Genomic DNA, 17,259 nt, shown 5'->3' with positions numbered 1-17,259 from the left:
TTATGTGCGGAATCGTCGGTTATATCGGTAAGCGTGATGTGGCACCGCTGCTGCTGGAGGGTCTGCAGCGGCTGGAGTACCGGGGTTACGACTCGGCGGGCCTCGTCGTCACCAGCAAGGCGGCGGCAGGCAAGCCCGGCACCCTGAAGATGGTCAAGGCCAAGGGCCGGGTCCGCGAGCTGGAGGCCCGCGTCCCCAAGCGCTTCGCCGGCACCACCGGCATCGCCCACACCCGCTGGGCCACCCACGGCGCCCCGAGCGACGAGAACGCCCACCCCCACATGGACGCCGACAACAAGGTCGCCGTCGTCCACAACGGCATCATCGACAACGCCTCCGAGCTCCGCGCGAAGCTCGTCGCCGACGGCATCGTCTTCCTCTCCGAGACCGACACCGAGGTGCTGGTCCACCTGGTCGCCCGCTCGCAGGCGGACACCCTGGAGGAGAAGGTCCGCGAGGCCCTGCGTCTCGTCGAGGGCACGTACGGCATCGCCGTCATGCACGCCGACTTCAACGACCGCATCGTCGTCGCGCGCAACGGCTCCCCTGTCGTCCTCGGCATCGGCGAGAAGGAGATGTTCGTCGCCTCCGACGTGGCGGCCCTCGTCGCGCACACCCGCCAGATCGTCACCCTCGACGACGGCGAGATGGCCACCCTCAAGGCCGACGACTTCCGTACGTACACCACGGAGGGCTCGACCACGACGGCCACGCCCACGACCGTGGAGTGGGAGGCCGAGTCGTACGACATGGGCGGCCACGACACGTACATGCACAAGGAGATCTCCGAGCAGGCCGACGCCGTGGACCGCGTGCTGCGCGGCCGCATCGACGACCGCTTCTCCACCGTGCACCTGGGCGGTCTCAACCTCGACGCCCGCGAGGCCCGCGGAGTCCGCCGCATCAAGATCCTGGGCTGCGGCACGTCGTACCACGCGGGCCTGATCGGCGCCGGCCTCATCGAGGAGCTGGCCCGCATCCCCGCGGACGCCGAGCCCGCCTCCGAGTTCCGCTACCGCAACCCGGTCGTCGACCCCGACACGCTGTACGTCGCGGTCTCGCAGTCCGGTGAGACGTACGACGTGCTGGCCGCCGTCCAGGAACTCAAGCGCAAGGGCGCACGCGTCCTCGGCGTCGTGAACGTGGTCGGCTCGGCGATCGCCCGCGAGGCCGACGGCGGCATGTACGTCCACGCAGGCCCCGAGGTCTGCGTCGTCTCCACCAAGTGCTTCACCAACACGGTCGTCGCCTTCGCCCTGCTCGCCCTGCACCTCGGACGCATCCGTGACCTGTCGGTCGCCGACGGCAAGCGCATCATCGACGGCCTGCGCAAGCTGCCCGAGCAGATCGGTCGGATCCTGGAGACCGAGGACGAGATCAAGAAGCTGGCGGAGGTGTACGCGGGCGCCCAGTCGATGATGTTCATCGGCCGTGTGCGCGGCTACCCCGTGGCGCTGGAGGCTTCCTTGAAGCTCAAGGAGATCTCGTACATCCACGCCGAGGCGTACCCGGCGTCCGAGCTGAAGCACGGCCCGCTCGCGCTCATCGAGCCGGCGCTCCCCACGGTCGCGATCGTCCCGGACGACGACCTGCTGGAGAAGAACCGCGCCGCCCTGGAAGAGATCAAGGCCCGCAGCGGCCGGATCCTCGCCATCGCCCACCGCGAGCAGGAGCGGGCCGACCACACGATCATCGTCCCGAAGAACGAGAACGAGCTGGACCCCATCCTGATGGGCATCCCGCTCCAGCTCTTCGCGTACCACACGGCGCTGGCCATGGGCCGCGACATCGACAAGCCGCGCAACCTCGCGAAGTCCGTCACGGTCGAATAGCCGACCCGTACGACGACGCCTCGCGGACAGCGAGCGGCCCCGCACACACACGGTGACGTGGTGCGGGGCCGTTCGCTGTCCACAGGGTGTCAGGAACCCCGTTCACAGGGTCGTCAGGGGATGACGATGACCGGGCGCTGCGCCCGGCGCGCCAGCCTGCCCGCCACCGAACCGAAGATCCGGCCGACGATGCCGTGCGTCGAGCCGACGACGATGGCGTCCGCCGAGTACTCGCGGCCGACCTCCTCCAGCTCGTGGCAGATGTCCCCGCCGCGCTCGACGAGCACCCAGGGCACCTCGGAGAGATAGTCCGCGCAGGCCAGCTCCAGGCCGAGGACCTCGGTGCGGTGATCGGGCACGTCGACGAAGACGGGAGGCTCGCAGCCCGCCCAGACGGTGGTCGGCAGCCGGTTGGCGACATGGACGATGATCAGGCCGGAACCGGAGCGCGAGGCCATGCCGATCGCGTAGGACAGGGCCCGTTCACTGGACATGGAGCCGTCAAAACCGACCACGACTCCATGCCGGAAGGCGGGATCGCAGGAAGGACGTGCTTCTTCGACCGTCAGCGGGTCCGACAGCGCGTCGGCGACCTGCTTGCGGTCTGCGGGTTCAGGGATTTCGTGACCGGCCATCGGTGTCTCGGCGAAGAGAGTCCTCGTGTGGAGGGAGCGGCTTCGGACGGTGTTTCACGCGGTGAAGGTGTGTCCGGGAATCATCTTCCCAACCCCATACCCCCAAGGGTACGGCCCCACTCCTCCACAGCCCAGACCCCCGCAAAGCGCGTGCGACGTTGCAGGGAGCATGCCCGAGGCGGCGGCGTATGGCAATGCCGGTTGTGCCGTACACCGAGCCTCATCCGACCGGACGACACCATTCCTCTTTGTTCCGCCCCTCCCTTTCCTTCCACGGTGCCCCGGCGGGACCCTTCGGGACGAGCAGTGACCAGCCACGGCACTCCGGCGTCAGCCCTACCGTCACACTGAGCCACCGCCCCCTCCCAGGGAGCGGAAACCGCATTCGCAGCCGCGCCCACACCGCCGGCCGCTGCGGCGACCCGACCGCCGGCACCCCCTCACCGAGCCCGCGGACACCGCCGCATCACCGGAGGCGGTCCGCTGGGGGCCGTTCTGCCGCCTGCTCGTCCACGCCGCCCTCGCGGCGTACGGGGCCCGGGCCGGCGGCGCCGGATCCTGGGTCCTCGGACTCGCCGCCGTCACCGCGGCCGGCCGGCTGCCGCTGCGCCGTTCCGAACACCGCACCACCCGCGCCGCCACCCCGGGCCGCGCCCCCTCGCCCGCCCGCGAGACCGAAGGGGCGCGCCGGGGCGGCCGCTGATCGAGGGGTCGTGCGCCGGGGTGTGACTGGTTTCCGTGCACACAACCGTTGGTTTTCAGCCAACTTCGCGCCGACGTCCAACTCTTGGTGTTCTGCCCGGCCAACCCGCGTGCCACCAGGCAGGAATAGACCGCGCGGTACGCTTTCACCCAACGGGGACGGGCCAAGATCGCGAGGCGCACTTCCCTGGGCGGCTCGCGAGTGGAACGCTTCGTGATCGACGGCTTCGCGCCAAGTTGCCTTGTCGACATAGTGCCGGTGGGGGAACGTGTCACTACGGCACCACGGGACGCAGTAGATTCGATCATGGGACGAAGTCTGCGGACTCGTGCGAGACCGAGGGGAAACGTGCAGGAGCGACAGGCCCGTAAGGACCAGGGAGACGCGAACACCGAGGGGGGCTTAGCGTCATGAGCCAGGACTCCGCCACCGCAACGGAGGCCGCACGGAAGCTGACCGGGCGGCGACGCCGGGAAGTCGTAGCCGTACTGCTTTTCAGCGGCGGACCTATCTTCGAGAGCTCCATCCCGCTCTCCGTCTTCGGAATCGACCGGCAGGACGCGGGAGTTCCCCGCTACCGGCTGCTCGTCTGCGGAGGCGAAGAGGGGCCACTGCGCACCACGGGTGGGCTCGAACTCAGCACACCGTACGGCCTGGAGGCGATCAGCAGGGCAGGCACCGTCGTGGTGCCCGCCTGGCGGTCCATCACATCACCTCCGCCCGCAGAGGCGTTGGACGCACTGCGCCGTGCCCATGAAGAGGGCGCGCGCATCGTCGGACTCTGCACCGGGGCCTTCGTCCTCGCCGCGGCCGGCCTGCTGGACGGCCGCCCGGCGACGACACACTGGATGTACGCACCGACGCTGGCCAAGCGCTATCCGTCGGTGCACGTCGATCCGCGTGAGCTCTTCGTCGACGACGGCGATGTACTCACCTCCGCCGGCACCGCCGCCGGAATCGACCTCTGTCTGCACATCGTCCGCACGGACCACGGCACGGAGGCCGCCGGGGCACTCGCCCGACGGCTCGTCGTGCCACCGCGCCGCAGTGGCGGGCAGGAGCGCTACCTCGACAGGTCCCTGCCGGAAGAGATCGGCTCCGACCCGCTCGCCGAGGTGGTGGCCTGGGCGCTGGAGCATCTCCACGAGCAGTTCGACGTGGAGACGCTGGCCGCGCGCGCCTATATGAGCAGACGGACCTTCGACCGGAGGTTCCGTTCGCTCACCGGCAGCGCACCGCTCCAGTGGCTCATCACCCAGCGGGTGCTGCAGGCGCAGCGGCTGCTGGAGACCTCCGACTACTCGGTCGACGAGGTCGCGGGCCGCTGCGGCTTCCGCTCGCCGGTCGCGCTGCGCGGGCACTTCCGCCGCCAGCTCGGCTCGTCCCCGGCTGCCTACCGGGCCGCCTACCGGGCACGCCGTCCGCAGGGAGGGGGGCTGGAGAGCATCACCACGGTGATGGACCCGGTCGTACCCGCCCAGGGGACGGTTCCGGGCCGGCGCCCCGCGCCGGCCGGAGCACCCGGGCCCGCCCAGGTATCCGCGGTATCGGGCGGCTCGATGGAGCACCTGAAACCGGGCCCGGACGCGTACGCCTCGGGACGCCCGGCCCTGCCGGGGCAGCGCCACGCCCCGTAGGGTGGGGCACATGAACGACCGTATGGTGTGGATCGACTGCGAGATGACCGGGCTCTCGCTGACGGACGACGCACTCATCGAGGTGGCCGCACTGGTCACCGACTCGGAGCTGAACGTGCTCGGCGAAGGGGTGGACATCGTGATCCGCCCGCCGGACGCGGCCCTGGTGACCATGCCCGAGGTGGTGCGGCAGATGCACACCGCCTCGGGGCTCCTCGACGAGCTGGCAGGGGGCACCACCCTGGCAGCCGCCGAGGAGCAGGTCATGGCCTATGTGCGCGAACACGTGAAGGAGCCCGGCAAGGCCCCGCTCTGCGGGAACTCGGTCGGTACCGACCGGGGCTTCCTCCTGCGGGACATGCCGTCACTGGAGGGGTACCTCCACTACCGGATCGTCGATGTGTCCTCGGTCAAGGAACTGGCACGCCGCTGGTACCCGAGGGCGTACTTCAACAGTCCGGAGAAGAACGGCAACCACCGGGCGCTGGCGGACATCCGTGACTCCATCACGGAGCTCCGCTACTACCGGGAGGCGGTCTTCGTGCCGCAGCCCGGCCCCGACTCGGTACGCGCCAAGGAGATCGCGGCGCGCTTCGCGGCCCCCACGGAGTAGAACGACGACCCCGCCCACGGGCCTTTCGGGGCCCGTGGGCAGGGCGGAAACAACCGGGGCGCGAGCACCCTCTCGGACCCTGTACACTTTTTCTCGGCCGGTCGGAAAAGCGACCGGGCGACATGGTGGGTATAGCTCAGCTGGCAGAGCACCTGGTTGTGGTCCAGGATGTCGCGGGTTCAAGTCCCGTTACTCACCCTGAAAGAAGGGCCCCGGTCTTCGGACCGGGGCCCTTCTCATGTGTGCCGGCACACATGTCGTGCGTACCGATGCCCTCCGCTTCCTATGACCTGGGTCACGGGAACCGAAGGGCGCGCCCGCGTCCGTCAGGACGAGTCCCGGACCACCAGCTCCGTGGGCAGCACGATCCTCGGGCGGTCGTCGGACGGGCCGGCGATCTCCTGGAGCAGTACGCGGGTCATCGTGCGGCCCATCTCCTCGGTGGGCTGCCGGACGCTCGTGAGCGGCGGGTCCATGTGGCGGGCGACCGACGAGTCGTCGAAGCCGATCATGGCGATGTCCTCCGGGATGCGGCGACCGGCCTCACGCAGGACCTGGCGGGCGCCCGCGGCCATCACGTCGGACGCGGCGAAGACCGCGTCGACCTCGGGGCAGCGGGTGAGGAGCTCCCGCATGGCGCGGGCACCGCCCTCCTCGGTGAAGTCGGCGGGGGCGATCAGGCGCTCGTCGGGGGCCAGACCCGCCGCGGCGATGGCCTCGCGGTAGCCGTCGAGGCGGCGCTGGGCGCCGTACACGTCGAGGCGGCCCGTGATGGTCGCGATGGAGCGGCGGCCACGGGATATGAGGTGACCGACGGCCGAGCGCGCGCCCTCGAAGTTGTCGGAATCGACCGACGCCAGCGGTTCCGCGGCATGCCTGCGGCCGCTGATCACACAGGGCATGCCCAGCTGCTCCAGCAGGTCGGGCAGCGGATCGTCGGCGTGCACGGAGACCAGCAGCACGCCGTCCACGCGGTGCGCGGTCAGATACTGCGCCAGCCGGCGGCGCTCGCGGTCGTTGCCCGCGAGGGTGAGAAGCAGCTGCATCTCGGTATCGGCGAGGGCCGCGCCGACCCCGCGCACGATGTCGGAGAAGTACGGCTCGGCGAAGAACCGCGTCTCCGGCTCGGGCACGACCAGGGCGATGGCGTCCGTGCGGTTGCCCGCCAGGGCGCGGGCGGCACGGTTGGGCACGTAGCCCAGTTCGTTGACCGCCGCCTCGACCGTGGCCCTGGTGGCGTCGCTCACGCGCGGTGAGCCGTTGATCACTCGGGACACCGTCCCGCGGCCCACGCCTGCCTTCGCCGCGACCTCCTCCAGTGTGGGCCGCCGCCCCTGCCTTCCACGAACAGTCATGGCTGCCCCTCCCAGTCGTCGATAATTTCTCACAAGCCGATAGGTCCACGACCCGGGACCGAGATCCCGGGCTTACTGCTCGTGACCATCACTGGCGGTGATGGATCCGGCTGCGTCCCGCTCCCGCCCTCCCCGACCATGCGGTGAGGGTGCGAACTGGGGCCGTTGACCGGGCCCCGCGGACCCACATCCACCAGCCGCGCCGGGCGATGCCGTGGGACGAATTATGGTCCGCGTGATCAACGGATCCGCAGGACCGGCGCGCGAAGACGGCCTGGGAGGGCCAGTCGCCGCGGTCGGCGTGATGGCAGTGCGAGCATTCCCGAAGCGCCGCCCGTGGGCGGAAGGCGATGGGTTCGGCGGAGGCGCGGGGGTGGCGTTTCGGGCCGGGCCGGCGATGGCGGCCGTTGCGGAGGTTCGCCTTCAGGGTGGTGCGGGCGTCGCAGGTCTTCTTGATCGCGACCGACGCCCAGGACGCAGCCTCATCACAGGCGGTCGGAGTTGCCTCAAGTGCCGACGCCTGCACGGACGTCGGCAGCGGCGTGACCCGCACCACCACCTTCATGCCCCGGACACTAGTCCGCCAGTCGCACGAACCAGCCGGACTCGCACACCATTCGCTCAAATGAGCGATTCGACAACCGCGCGTTCGCTGCACTGCGTCCGGCTCGACAGGTGGCGGCACGGGCACCCTTCGCCCGAGAACAGACCGCAGCGACGCTCCGCGCCGCACATCACGGGACGCGAATCCTCCCGGGGCCGAAGCCCCGGCGTTCCTCGAAGGAATCCGCTGGAACAAGTCTCGTCGTCCGATCTCTTGACACCCTCCCGGCGAGCCGCAACCCTTCAACACATCACGTATGGGAGCGCTCCCACCGTACCTGACTCATAAATATCCCGCACGTCCCTCACCTGGGCCACAGCGCGAAACAACGTACGGACGCGTTCGCGCAGTTGGGCCGGGGAGGGCACGTACAGGGCACTAGGAGGCCGCAATGCGCACTTCTGTCTTCACCCGGGGTACGACCGCACCACCGCCCCGCCGCACCTTCCGCAGGGCCGTGGTCGTCGCCGCCGTCGCCGCCCTCGGCGCCGGACTGCTGGCCGGCTGCGCGGAGGACTCAAAGGACCCGTCGTCCAGCTCGTCCTCGGGCGGAAACGGCAAGGGCAAGACGACGATCACCGTCGGTGTCTTCGGTGCCTTCGGTCTCAAGGAGGCGGGGCTGTACGACGAGTACATGAAGCTCCACCCCGAGATCAACATCGAGCAGACGTCGATCGAGCGGAACGAGAACTACTACCCGCAGCTGCTCACGCACCTCGCCTCGGGCAGTGGCCTCGCCGACATCCAGGCGATCGAGGTCAACAACATCGCCGAGATCGCCCAGACGCAGTCCTCCAAGCTCGTGGACCTGGGCAAGACCGCCGGGGTGAAGAAGGAGAACTTCCTGGAGTGGAAGTGGTCGCAGGGCACGGACAAGAGCGGTAAGACGGTCGCGCTCGGTACCGACATCGGCCCCCAGGGCATCTGCTACCGCAAGGACCTCTTCGAGAAGGCCGGGCTTCCCACCGACCGCGAGGAAGTCGGCGCGCTGTGGGCCGGTGACTGGCAGAAGTTCCTCGAAGCGGGCAAGAAGTACAAGGCGAAGGCGCCCAAGGGCACCGCGTTCGTCGACTCCGCCTCCGGTCTGATGAACGCCGTGCAGGGCGGCTCCGCCGAGCGCTTCTACGACAAGGACGGGAAGGTCATTTACAAGACCAACCCGGCGGTCAAGGACGCCTGGGACGTCGCCGCGAAGGCGGCCGACCTCGGTCTGACGGCCAAGCTCCAGCAGTTCCAGCCCTCCTGGGACCAGGCCATCGTGAACGGCACCTTCGCCACCATCTCCTGCCCGCCGTGGATGGTCGGCTACATCAAGGACAAGGGCGCCGAGAAGACCGAGGGCAAGTGGGACGTCGCGGCCGCGCCCAAGAGCAGCAACTGGGGCGGTTCGTTCCTGACCGTGCCCGAGGCCGGCAAGAACAAGGAGGAGGCCGCCAAGCTCGTCGCCTGGCTGACCGCCCCTGAGCAGCAGGCCACGTTCTTCGCCAAGCGCGGCAGCTTCCCGAGCGCGCAGGCCGCGTTCTCGCTGCCCGAAGTTGCCGACGCCAAGGACCCGTACGTCAACGACGCCCCGATCGGCAAGATCTTCTCCGACGCCGCCAAGAACATCCCGGTGACCATCGTCGGCCCGAAGGACCTGATCATCGCCCAGAACCTGGCCGATGTCGGCATGCTCCAGGTCGACCAGAAGGGCGTCTCGTCCGAGGACGGCTGGAACGCCGCGGTGAAGGCGATCGACAACGCCCTGGAGAAGTGACCTCCGGTGAGCGGTACGACAAGTAAGTCCCGCACGGCCGCGCCCCTCTCCGAGGGGGGCGCGGCCCCGCGCCGCGTGGGCGGCGGCTCGTCGGGTCCCGTGCGCAGCGAGCGGCGCAGCCGGCTGTACCGGTGGGACCTGAAGTGGAGTCCGTACGCCTTCGTGGCCCCGTTCTTCGTCTTCTTCCTGGCCTTCGGCCTGTTCCCGCTGCTCTACACGGGATGGGCCTCGCTCCACCAGGTGGAGCTGACCGCCCCGAACGACATGGAATGGATCGGGCTGCGCAACTTCTCCAGGCTGATGGAGGACGAGTTCTTCTGGAACGCGTTGCGCAACACCCTGACCATCGGGGTCCTTTCCACGGTTCCGCAGCTGCTGATCGCCCTCGGCATCGCGCATCTGCTCAACTACAAGCTCCGCGGCTCGATGTTCTTCCGGGTCGCGATCCTCACTCCGTACGCGACGAGTGTGGCCGCGGCGACGCTCGTGTTCGTGATGCTGTTCGGCCGTGACATCGGGATGATCAACTGGGCGCTGGGACAGGTCGGCTTCGGCCCGGTGGACTGGGAGAACGGCGAGTGGACCTCGCAGCTCGCCGTGTCGACGATCGTCGTCTGGCGGTGGACCGGCTACAACGCGCTGATCTACCTGGCGGCGATGCAGGCGATCCCGAACGACCTCTACGAGTCGGCGGCGCTTGACGGTGCCACCCGCTGGCAGCAGTTCGTCCATGTGACGATCCCGTCGCTGCGGCCGACAATCCTCTTCACCTGTGTGGTGTCGACGATCGGCGCGACCCAGCTGTTCGGTGAGCCGCTCCTGTTCAACCGGGGCGCGGGTGCCACCGGAGGGGCCAACCACCAGTTCCAGACGCTCGGTCTCTATCTGTACGAGCAGGGCTGGGTCAATCTCCACCTCGGCCGGGCCTCGGCCATCGCCTGGACGATGTTCCTGATCCTTCTGCTGATCGGCGCCGTCAACTGGCTGGTCGGCCGTCGTCTGCGCAAGAGCTCATGAGGGGCGACACGATGACAACCCTGACTCCGGCCGACCGGGTGATCCCGCCGGAAGCGCCGTCGGGCAAGCGGAAGGGGCGGCGTCGCGGCGCGGCTCGCGCCGGCAAGCACCTGCACGGCGGCAAGTTCACCTACGCGGTGCTGATCGTCTTCACGGTGATCTCGCTCTTCCCCCTGGTGTGGACGGCGATCGCGGCATCGCGCAACAACCACCGGCTGGCGCAGAATCCGCCGCCGTTCTGGTTCGGCGGCAATCTCTTCAAGAACCTGGAGATCGCCTGGACCGACGCCAACATGGGGTCGGCCCTGCTCAACACGGCGATCGTGGCCGGTTCCATCACCATCGGCACGGTCATCTTCTCCACGCTGGCGGGCTTCGCCTTCGCCAAGCTCCGTTTCCGCTTCAAGAACGTCCTGCTGCTGCTGGTCATCGGCACGATGATGGTGCCGCCGCAGCTCAGCGTCGTACCGCTGTACATGATGGTCGCCAAGCTCCAGTGGACCGATCAGCTCCAGGCGGTCATCCTGCCGACGCTGGTGAGCGCCTTCGGGGTGTTCTTCATGCGGCAGTACCTGATCGGGGCGCTGCCCACCGAACTGATCGAGGCGGCCCGGGTCGACGGGGCCAGCAGTCTGCGCATCGTGTGGCACGTGGTCTTCCCGGCCGCGCGGCCCGCGATGGCGGTGCTCGGAATGCTCACGTTCGTCATGGCCTGGAACGACTTCTTCTGGCCGATCATCGCGCTGACCCAGAACGGCAGCCCCACCGTGCAGGTGGCCCTCACCGGGCTCGGCCGGGGGTACATCCCGGACCAGTCGGTGATCATGGCGGGCGCGCTGCTCGGCACGCTGCCCCTGCTGGCCGTCTTCGTGCTCTTCGGCAAGCAGATCGTCGGCGGCATCATGCAGGGCGCCGTCAAGGGCTGACCCCCGCCCGCCCTCCTTCTCCCTTCCCAGGACTCTCAGGACACTCACGGAGGCTCTTCATGTCCGCACACTTTCCGCCCGGTTTCCTCTGGGGCACCGCGACCTCCGCCCATCAGATCGAGGGCGCGGTACGGGAGGACGGCCGTACCCCCTCCATCTGGGACACCTTCAGCCACACACCGGGCAAGACGGAGGGCGGCGACCACGCCGACGTCGCCACCGACCACTACCACCGCCGCACCGAGGACGTGCAGCTCATCTCGGACCTCGGGGTGAACGCGTACCGCTTCTCCGTCTCCTGGTCCCGGGTGCAGCCCACCGGGCGCGGTCCCGCGGTCCAGCGGGGTCTGGACTTCTACCGCCTCCTGGTCGACGAGCTCCTGGAGCGGGGCGTGAAGCCGATGCTCACGCTCTACCACTGGGACCTCCCGCAGGAGCTGGAGAACGCCGGCGGCTGGACGGCGCGGGAGACCTCCCAGCGCTTCGCCGAGTACGCGACCATCGTCGCGGGAGCGCTCGGCGACCGGGTGGAGCTGTGGACCACGCTCAACGAGCCCTGGTGCAGCGCCTTCCTCGGATACGGCTCCGGGGTGCACGCCCCGGGGCGTACGGAGCCGGTCGCCGCCCTGCGCGCCGCCCACCACCTGAATCTGGCGCACGGTCTGGGCACGCAGGCCCTGCGTGCCGCGCTGCCCGCCAGGGCGCAGGTCTCGCTGAGCCTCAACCCGAGTGCGGTGCGGGCGCGGACGCAGTCCCCGCAGGACCTGGACGCCGCGCGCCGGATCGACGCTCTGGCGAACCGGATCTTCTCGGACCCGGTGTTGAAGGGCTCGTACCCGCAGGACCTGTTCGAGGACACCGCGCGGCTGACGGACTGGTCGTTCGTGGAGCCGGGCGACCTGGCGGCGATCAACCAGCCGCTGGATTCGCTGGGCATCAACTACTACACGCCCGCGGTCGTCTCCGACGGCAGTGACGCGAAGGGCCCGCGGCGCGACGGACACGGGTCGAGCGACCATTCGCCGTGGCCCGGTTCGGAGCACGTCGCCTTCCACCAGCCGCCCGGTGAGCAGACCGAGATGGGCTGGTCGATCGACCCGTCGGGGCTGCACGACCTGCTCATGCGGTACACGAAGGAGGCGCCGGGCATGCCTCTGATGGTCACGGAGAACGGCGCCGCGTACCCCGACAAGCAGGGGGACGACGGTGTGGTGCAGGACGTGGACCGCATCCGCTATCTGCACGGGCACCTGTCGGCGGTCCACCGGGCGATCGCGGACGGGGCCGACGTCCGCGGCTACATGCTCTGGTCGCTGATGGACAACTTCGAGTGGGCGTACGGCTACGGCAAGCGCTTCGGCATCGTCCACGTCGACTACCCCACCCAGACGCGTACGCCCAAGGCCAGTGCCCACTGGTACGGAGAGCTGGCGCGGACGGGGGTCCTTCCGAAGCTGCCGGCCGGCTGAGGACGCCACGAACCGGGGTACGGCGGAACGAGGGTGCCGCCGTACCCCACTCCTGTTGAGTCCCACCGAGCACGGCAAGCCGTTCGCCGGCTTCTTCGAGTCGCGGGGGAAATGGGGCGCGCACCCCGGCCGGGGGTGGGGGGTCTGGGGCCCGGCCGGGGCACGCGGGGGGGTGGCGGTCCGGAGGACTACTTGTACGCGCCGAACGCCTTCGTGAAGGCCAGCGGCTCCTGAACGATCGAGCTGCACGTGGCATCCGCAGCCGGCTTCGCGCCGCCCGGGCACGCCTTGTCCCGCGTGCCGGACCACATCGCCAGCCGGCCGATGCCCTTCTCCCGGGCGAACGTCACCAGCTGCGCGGCGTCGTCGACCTCGAAGATCTCGGTGACGACGTCGTTGACACCGATCATCGGGGTGACCGCGACGGCCTTCCAGGCGGCGGCGTCGGAGAGCCCGAGCACGCCCTTGATCTGCGCCTGCGTGGCGGTGGCCGCCTGGATCGCGTACGTGCCCATGTCGCCGCTGTACGCGGGGCCGTAGTCCATGGCCATGATGTTGACCGCGTCGATCCGGACGCCGTTCTTCTTCGCGTCGGCGAGCAGGTCCACACCCGGCTGGGTCAGCCCTTCGGGCATCACCGGCAGGGTGAAGGAGACGTCCAGGGCGGGGTGCGCCTTCTGGAGCTGGGCGATGGCCTGCGAGCGGCGGGAGTTGGCGGCCGCGTCGGGCAGCGCACCGCCCTCGATGTCGAAGTCGACCTTGGTGAGCCCGTAGGTGTCGATCACCTTGCCGTACGCGGCGGCGAGGTCGGCGGCCGAGGAGCAGTTCAGTGCCAGTTCGGCTCCGGCCGCGCCTCCGAAGGAGACCCTGACGTCACCGCCCTTCGCCCGCAGCGTGCCGATCTGCGCGGCGACCTTGTCGTCACCGAGGCCGGTGACACCGCCCCAGAGGGGGGCGCAGCTGCCGCCGGAGGTGATGAAGGCGAGGGCGAACTCCTTCACCCCCGTCCTGGTGACGGTGTCCATGAGGTCGTACGAGGGATGGAGCGAGGTGTCGATGTACGGGGCGAAGCGTGCCGAGCCCGTCGTGCCGCCGGTCTCGGACGGGGTGGGGACCGGTGTGGCGCTCGGGGTCGCGGTCGGCGCCGGGGTCGCGGTCTCGGAGACCGTGGGGGTCGGCTGCGGCGCGGGGGTCGCGGTGCCGGTGGGGCGGCCGCTGGGCTCCGGTGTGGCGCCCGGGCCGGCCGAGCAGGCTGCCTCGTCGATGAGGCAGCCGGCCGGGTCTTCAGCGGTGCCGGCCGAGGTGGTGACGAAGCCGACGGTCACGGACTTCCCGGGGGCCAGCCCGGTGTCCCAGCTCGCGGGCTTCACCGTGACGTGGCTGCCGCTGACTGTGTGCTCGGCGTTCCAGAGGGAGCTGATCTTCGTGCCCGTGGGCAGGTCGAATTCGAGCGTCCAGTCCGAGCGGGTCTCCGCGCTGTCGTTCGTGACGACGTACTGCCCGGTGTAGCCACCGGTCCAGCCGCTGGTGCGGGTGTACGTCGCTCCGACCGCCGCGGCCTGCGCGGTGCCGGTCAGTGCGAAGACCGTGCCACCGATCACCGCAGCGGCGACGACGGCGCCGACCGCCTTGGTGCGGGTGCTCGCCGTCCGGCGGTGCGTTCTGGTGCCCATCGCGTGCCTGCCTCTGTCCTGCGGGGGGTGGGGGGTTCGCGGCAGACGCTAGCGGCACCGAAAGCGGCAATTGGGGTTGTTCGGGCACCAGCCGGTGTTCTTAGGGTTGGCTTAAGGGGCGCATCGGCGCCGGTTAATGCTGGCTGCCCGCCCCGGGGCCAGCACGGAACTCCGTCCTCCGGCGCAGCACTCCGCGTCGCTGCCGCCCGACCCGGTGTCCGCGCCTGCCCTGCGCGGGCCGGCCGCCGTCGAGCCCGATCCAGATCCGTACCTCCGTGCCGCCGAGCACCGACCGGCCGATCCGCAGATCGCCCCCGGTGGACTCCGCGACCCGCCGGACGATGTCGAGCCCGAGTCCGGTCGAACCGACGGCGCCCGTGCCGCCGCCCCGGCCGCTGGAGCCGCGGGCCAGTGCCGCGCGGGGGTCGGCGATGCCGGGGCCCGCGTCGGACACCAGCACGATGACTGCGTCGCCGCTGTGGTGCACGTCGACGGAGAAGGCGGTGCCCTCGGGGGTGTGGCGGAAGACGTTGCCGAGCAACGCGTCGAGGGCCGCGGCCAGTTCGGGCCGGGCGACGGGGATGCGTACCGTACGGTCCACGCCTGCGAGGCGTACCGTGCGCCCCTCGTCCTCGGCGAGCGCCGACCAGAATTCCATCCGCTCCCGGATCACCTGGGAGGCGTCGCAGCCTCCGGCGGCACCCGGCTGCGGTCCCTGCGTCTGGGGGCGCTGTTCACGTGCGGTGCGGATGATCGTGTCGACCTCGTGCTCCAGCTGTTCGACGGCGGCCCGGGTCTGCTCGGCGGCCGGACCCTCGCCCAGCGAGGCCGCGTTGAGGCGGAGGACGGTGAGCGGGGTGCGCAGCCGGTGCGAGAGGTCGGCGGCCAGTTCGCGTTCGTTGGCGAGGAGTTGCACCACCTGGTCGGCCATCGAGTTGAACGCGACGGCGGCCGACCGCAGTTCGGTCGGCCCCTCCTCCGGGACCCGGGTGCCGAGCCTGCCCTCGCCCAGGTCGTGGGCGGCGCCCGCGAGCCGCTGGGCGGGCTCCACCATCCGTACGCCGAGCCGGTCGGCGACCGCGACCGAGCCGACGATCAGCGCGATACCGACCGCCGCCAGTACGAGCCAGGCGGTGCCGACCCCGTTGGAGACCTCGCCCTCGGGCACGAACACCTCGACCACCGCGATGTCCCCGGAGCCCAGCGCCGTCGGCTGGAGCAGCACGGAACCGCCGGTGACCTCGGCGATGGCGGCGCGCCCCGACTTCCGTACGGTCTCCAGGTCCTTGCGGGCGGCCCGCCGGGTGCCGATCTCCAGCGCCTGCCGGTCCGGCTCCGCGGCCGCGGGGACATGGACGGCGAGCCGTCCCTCGTCGCCCGGTTCGGTGGACAGGACGGCCCGGGTCAGTTCCTTGCGGTCGGTGGTGATGGACAGGGTCGGCCCGATGGTGGCCGCCTGTCGCTCGGCGTCGGAGAAGGCGCGGTCGCGGGCCATTTCCTTGATGACGAGTCCGAGCGGCACCGCGAAGGCGATGACCACCATGGCCGTGACGGCCAGACAGACCTTGACGAGCGCCCATCTCATGCGGGCGGCTCCAGCTTCACCCCGACACCGCGCAGGGTGTGCAGGTAGCGCGGCCGTGCGGCGGTCTCGCCCAGCTTGCGGCGCAGCCAGGACAGATGGACGTCGATGGTCTGGTCGTCGCCGTAGGACTGCTGCCAGACCTCCGCGAGCAGTTCCTTGCGTGCGACGACGACGCCGGGGCGGCCTGCGAGGAAGGTCAGGAGGTCGAATTCGCGGCGGGTCAGGTCGAGCGTGGCCCCGTCCAGCTCGGCCTGACGGCGCAGCGGGTCTATCGAGAGCCCGCCGACCTGGAGGACACGTGACGGCGGCACCTCGCTGCCGGCGGCGCGCGAGCGGCGCAGGACTGCGGCCATGCGCGCGGAGAGGTGTTCGACGGAGAACGGCTTGGTCAGATAGTCGTCGGCGCCGTCGTTGAGGAGCCGCACGATCTCGGCCTCGTCGTCCCGCGCCGTCGCGATGATCACGGGTACGTCGGTGATGGACCGGAGCATCTTCAGGGCCTCGCCGCCGTCGAGGTCGGGCAGCCCGAGGTCGAGAATGACCACGTCGAAGCCGAAGTGCGCGACCTCGCGCAGCGCTTCGAGCGCGGTGCCGACACTCCGTACGGTGTGGGATGCCTCGCTCAGGTGCCGGATGAGGGCGGAACGTACGAACTGGTCGTCCTCGACCACGAGCACACTTGCCATGGGCGGCACCGTACGCCATGCGACCGCCCCGGGTACCGGGCCGGTCCCCTCCGGGACAGCGGAGGCCCGAGTGGTGCAGGATGTCCCGGATGCAACGAGGACTCGTACACGCGATCGCCTGGTCGCTCGCCACCGGGGCGGCGGTCACGCTGTCGTGGTGGGGTGTGCACACGGTGATGGCGGGGACCGCCTACGATCCGCCGCGCGCGGTGCCGCTCGCCGTGGGCGCCCGTACCGAACCGAGCACGCGGGAGCCGGTGTCGTCGTCCACGCACCGCCCGGCGCCGTCCCCCTCCTCGCCCGCCGCGACCCCCCGCACGACGCCTCCGGCCTCCCCCACCCCGTCCCGGACGCCTTCCCGTACGCCGCCGAGCAGCCCGGCGCCCGTGCGGACCCCGGCCGCGTCGGGCGAGGTGAAGAGCTATCGCACGGACGGCGGGCGGGTCGTGTTCGAGCTGGGCGGCAGCTCGGCGAAGCTGGTGTCGGCGACGCCGGAGCCGGACTGGTCGATGCAGGTGTGGACGAACACCACCTGGATCAGGGTCAACTTCAGCGACGAGACCGGGGCGACGTACTCGGTGTTCTGCACCTGGAACGACCACCCGCCGCTGGTGCAGATCGTCGGGCCCTAACGAGCTCGTGCATGGTTGGTGGTGCGCGTCGAGGGCCGAGGTTTGGCCGTCGTGTTCACATTCGCACGCTGCTGGCGATGGTGGCGGTCTGCTGGTGGGAGAGCAGTCCGGCGACGGCTTGGATGATGTCGCTCAT

Annotated in this window: 13 protein-coding genes and 1 tRNA gene; 9 read left to right on the top strand and 5 right to left on the bottom strand. The window is 70.1% G+C overall.

The features are described from left to right. Window positions 1-2 precede the first annotated feature (2 nt). Complete coding sequence (gene glmS / locus ACFWSK_RS29010; protein ID WP_383792340.1) at window positions 3-1,832, top strand: glutamine--fructose-6-phosphate transaminase (isomerizing); 1,830 nt, start codon at window positions 3-5, stop codon at window positions 1,830-1,832. 113 nt (window positions 1,833-1,945) lie between these two features. On the opposite strand, the gene ACFWSK_RS29005 is transcribed toward glmS, so the two are convergent. Further along, window positions 1,946-2,467 (bottom strand): universal stress protein, encoded by a 522-nt coding sequence (locus tag ACFWSK_RS29005; RefSeq protein ID WP_383792337.1) that lies wholly within the window; start codon window positions 2,465-2,467, stop codon window positions 1,946-1,948. 1,113 nt (window positions 2,468-3,580) lie between these two features. Between ACFWSK_RS29005 and ACFWSK_RS29000 the strand changes: the two genes are divergently transcribed. The 3 genes from ACFWSK_RS29000 (at window position 3,581) to ACFWSK_RS28990 (ending at window position 5,618) form a co-directional block, all read left to right on the top strand. After that, the gene (locus ACFWSK_RS29000; protein WP_383792334.1) at window positions 3,581-4,807 is read left to right on the top strand and encodes a helix-turn-helix domain-containing protein; all 1,227 of its coding nucleotides are present in this window, start codon (window positions 3,581-3,583) and stop codon (window positions 4,805-4,807) included. Window positions 4,808-4,817: 10 nt separating this feature from the next. Then, a complete protein-coding gene (gene orn / locus ACFWSK_RS28995) occupies window positions 4,818-5,420 on the top strand; it encodes an oligoribonuclease (RefSeq protein WP_383792331.1) in 603 nt (200 codons plus the stop codon). A gap of 125 nt (window positions 5,421-5,545) precedes the next feature. After that, window positions 5,546-5,618, top strand: a tRNA-His gene (locus ACFWSK_RS28990). Between the two features lie 128 nt (window positions 5,619-5,746). On the opposite strand, the gene ACFWSK_RS28985 is transcribed toward ACFWSK_RS28990, so the two are convergent. Further along, window positions 5,747-6,775 (bottom strand): LacI family DNA-binding transcriptional regulator, encoded by a 1,029-nt coding sequence (locus ACFWSK_RS28985; protein ID WP_383792328.1) that lies wholly within the window; start codon window positions 6,773-6,775, stop codon window positions 5,747-5,749. 995 nt (window positions 6,776-7,770) lie between these two features. Between ACFWSK_RS28985 and ACFWSK_RS28980 the strand changes: the two genes are divergently transcribed. Genes ACFWSK_RS28980 through ACFWSK_RS28965 form a run of 4 tightly spaced genes read left to right on the top strand, consistent with a single transcriptional unit; the run spans window position 7,771 to window position 12,547 of the window. After that, window positions 7,771-9,135 (top strand): ABC transporter substrate-binding protein, encoded by a 1,365-nt coding sequence (locus ACFWSK_RS28980; protein WP_383792326.1) that lies wholly within the window; start codon window positions 7,771-7,773, stop codon window positions 9,133-9,135. A gap of 6 nt (window positions 9,136-9,141) precedes the next feature. Further along, window positions 9,142-10,152, top strand: coding sequence for a carbohydrate ABC transporter permease (locus ACFWSK_RS28975; protein WP_383792323.1), 1,011 nt, complete (start codon window positions 9,142-9,144; stop codon window positions 10,150-10,152). Between the two features lie 11 nt (window positions 10,153-10,163). Next, complete coding sequence (locus tag ACFWSK_RS28970) at window positions 10,164-11,078, top strand: carbohydrate ABC transporter permease (protein WP_383792321.1); 915 nt, start codon at window positions 10,164-10,166, stop codon at window positions 11,076-11,078. Window positions 11,079-11,137: 59 nt separating this feature from the next. After that, window positions 11,138-12,547 carry a GH1 family beta-glucosidase gene (locus ACFWSK_RS28965; RefSeq protein WP_383792317.1) on the top strand — a complete coding sequence of 470 codons (1,410 nt, stop codon included), beginning with the start codon at window positions 11,138-11,140 and terminating at the stop codon, window positions 12,545-12,547. 188 nt (window positions 12,548-12,735) lie between these two features. Here the strand turns inward: ACFWSK_RS28965 and ACFWSK_RS28960 are convergent, their stop codons facing one another. From ACFWSK_RS28960 to ACFWSK_RS28950, 3 genes are all read right to left on the bottom strand, one after another. Beyond that, a complete protein-coding gene (locus tag ACFWSK_RS28960) occupies window positions 12,736-14,220 on the bottom strand; it encodes a cellulose binding domain-containing protein (protein ID WP_383792314.1) in 1,485 nt (494 codons plus the stop codon). 133 nt (window positions 14,221-14,353) lie between these two features. Then, window positions 14,354-15,805, bottom strand: coding sequence for a sensor histidine kinase (locus ACFWSK_RS28955; RefSeq protein ID WP_383792312.1), 1,452 nt, complete (start codon window positions 15,803-15,805; stop codon window positions 14,354-14,356). Further along, window positions 15,802-16,491 (bottom strand): response regulator transcription factor, encoded by a 690-nt coding sequence (locus ACFWSK_RS28950; RefSeq protein WP_383792309.1) that lies wholly within the window; start codon window positions 16,489-16,491, stop codon window positions 15,802-15,804. Before ACFWSK_RS28950 ends, ACFWSK_RS28955 begins: the two co-directional genes overlap by 4 nt. Window positions 16,492-16,580: 89 nt before the next feature. Between ACFWSK_RS28950 and ACFWSK_RS28945 the strand changes: the two genes are divergently transcribed. Further along, complete coding sequence (locus ACFWSK_RS28945) at window positions 16,581-17,123, top strand: hypothetical protein (protein WP_383792306.1); 543 nt, start codon at window positions 16,581-16,583, stop codon at window positions 17,121-17,123. Window positions 17,124-17,259 lie beyond the last annotated feature (136 nt).

Origin of the sequence: Streptomyces sp. NPDC058620, from assembly GCF_042717135.1 — a bacterium.
In the GTDB taxonomy this organism is placed as follows: domain Bacteria; phylum Actinomycetota; class Actinomycetes; order Streptomycetales; family Streptomycetaceae; genus Streptomyces.
The sequence above is the reverse complement of the archived record's forward strand: the minus strand, read 5'-3'. Positions and strand labels throughout refer to the sequence as shown.

What these genes read in the sequence shown, in the direction of transcription:
- ACFWSK_RS28970 (WP_383792321.1), top strand. Translation starts at nt 10,164, where the DNA reads ATGACAACCCTGACTCCGGCCGACCGGGTGATCCCGCCGGAAGCGCCG.
- ACFWSK_RS28980 (WP_383792326.1), top strand. Translation starts at nt 7,771, where the DNA reads ATGCGCACTTCTGTCTTCACCCGGGGTACGACCGCACCACCGCCCCGC.
- ACFWSK_RS28950 (WP_383792309.1), bottom strand. Translation starts at nt 16,491, where the DNA reads ATGGCAAGTGTGCTCGTGGTCGAGGACGACCAGTTCGTACGTTCCGCC.
- glmS (WP_383792340.1), top strand. Translation starts at nt 3, where the DNA reads ATGTGCGGAATCGTCGGTTATATCGGTAAGCGTGATGTGGCACCGCTG.
- ACFWSK_RS29005 (WP_383792337.1), bottom strand. Translation starts at nt 2,467, where the DNA reads ATGGCCGGTCACGAAATCCCTGAACCCGCAGACCGCAAGCAGGTCGCC.
- ACFWSK_RS28960 (WP_383792314.1), bottom strand. Translation starts at nt 14,220, where the DNA reads ATGGGCACCAGAACGCACCGCCGGACGGCGAGCACCCGCACCAAGGCG.
- ACFWSK_RS28945 (WP_383792306.1), top strand. Translation starts at nt 16,581, where the DNA reads ATGCAACGAGGACTCGTACACGCGATCGCCTGGTCGCTCGCCACCGGG.
- ACFWSK_RS28965 (WP_383792317.1), top strand. Translation starts at nt 11,138, where the DNA reads ATGTCCGCACACTTTCCGCCCGGTTTCCTCTGGGGCACCGCGACCTCC.
- orn (WP_383792331.1), top strand. Translation starts at nt 4,818, where the DNA reads ATGAACGACCGTATGGTGTGGATCGACTGCGAGATGACCGGGCTCTCG.
- ACFWSK_RS28955 (WP_383792312.1), bottom strand. Translation starts at nt 15,805, where the DNA reads ATGAGATGGGCGCTCGTCAAGGTCTGTCTGGCCGTCACGGCCATGGTG.
- ACFWSK_RS29000 (WP_383792334.1), top strand. Translation starts at nt 3,581, where the DNA reads ATGAGCCAGGACTCCGCCACCGCAACGGAGGCCGCACGGAAGCTGACC.
- ACFWSK_RS28985 (WP_383792328.1), bottom strand. Translation starts at nt 6,775, where the DNA reads ATGACTGTTCGTGGAAGGCAGGGGCGGCGGCCCACACTGGAGGAGGTC.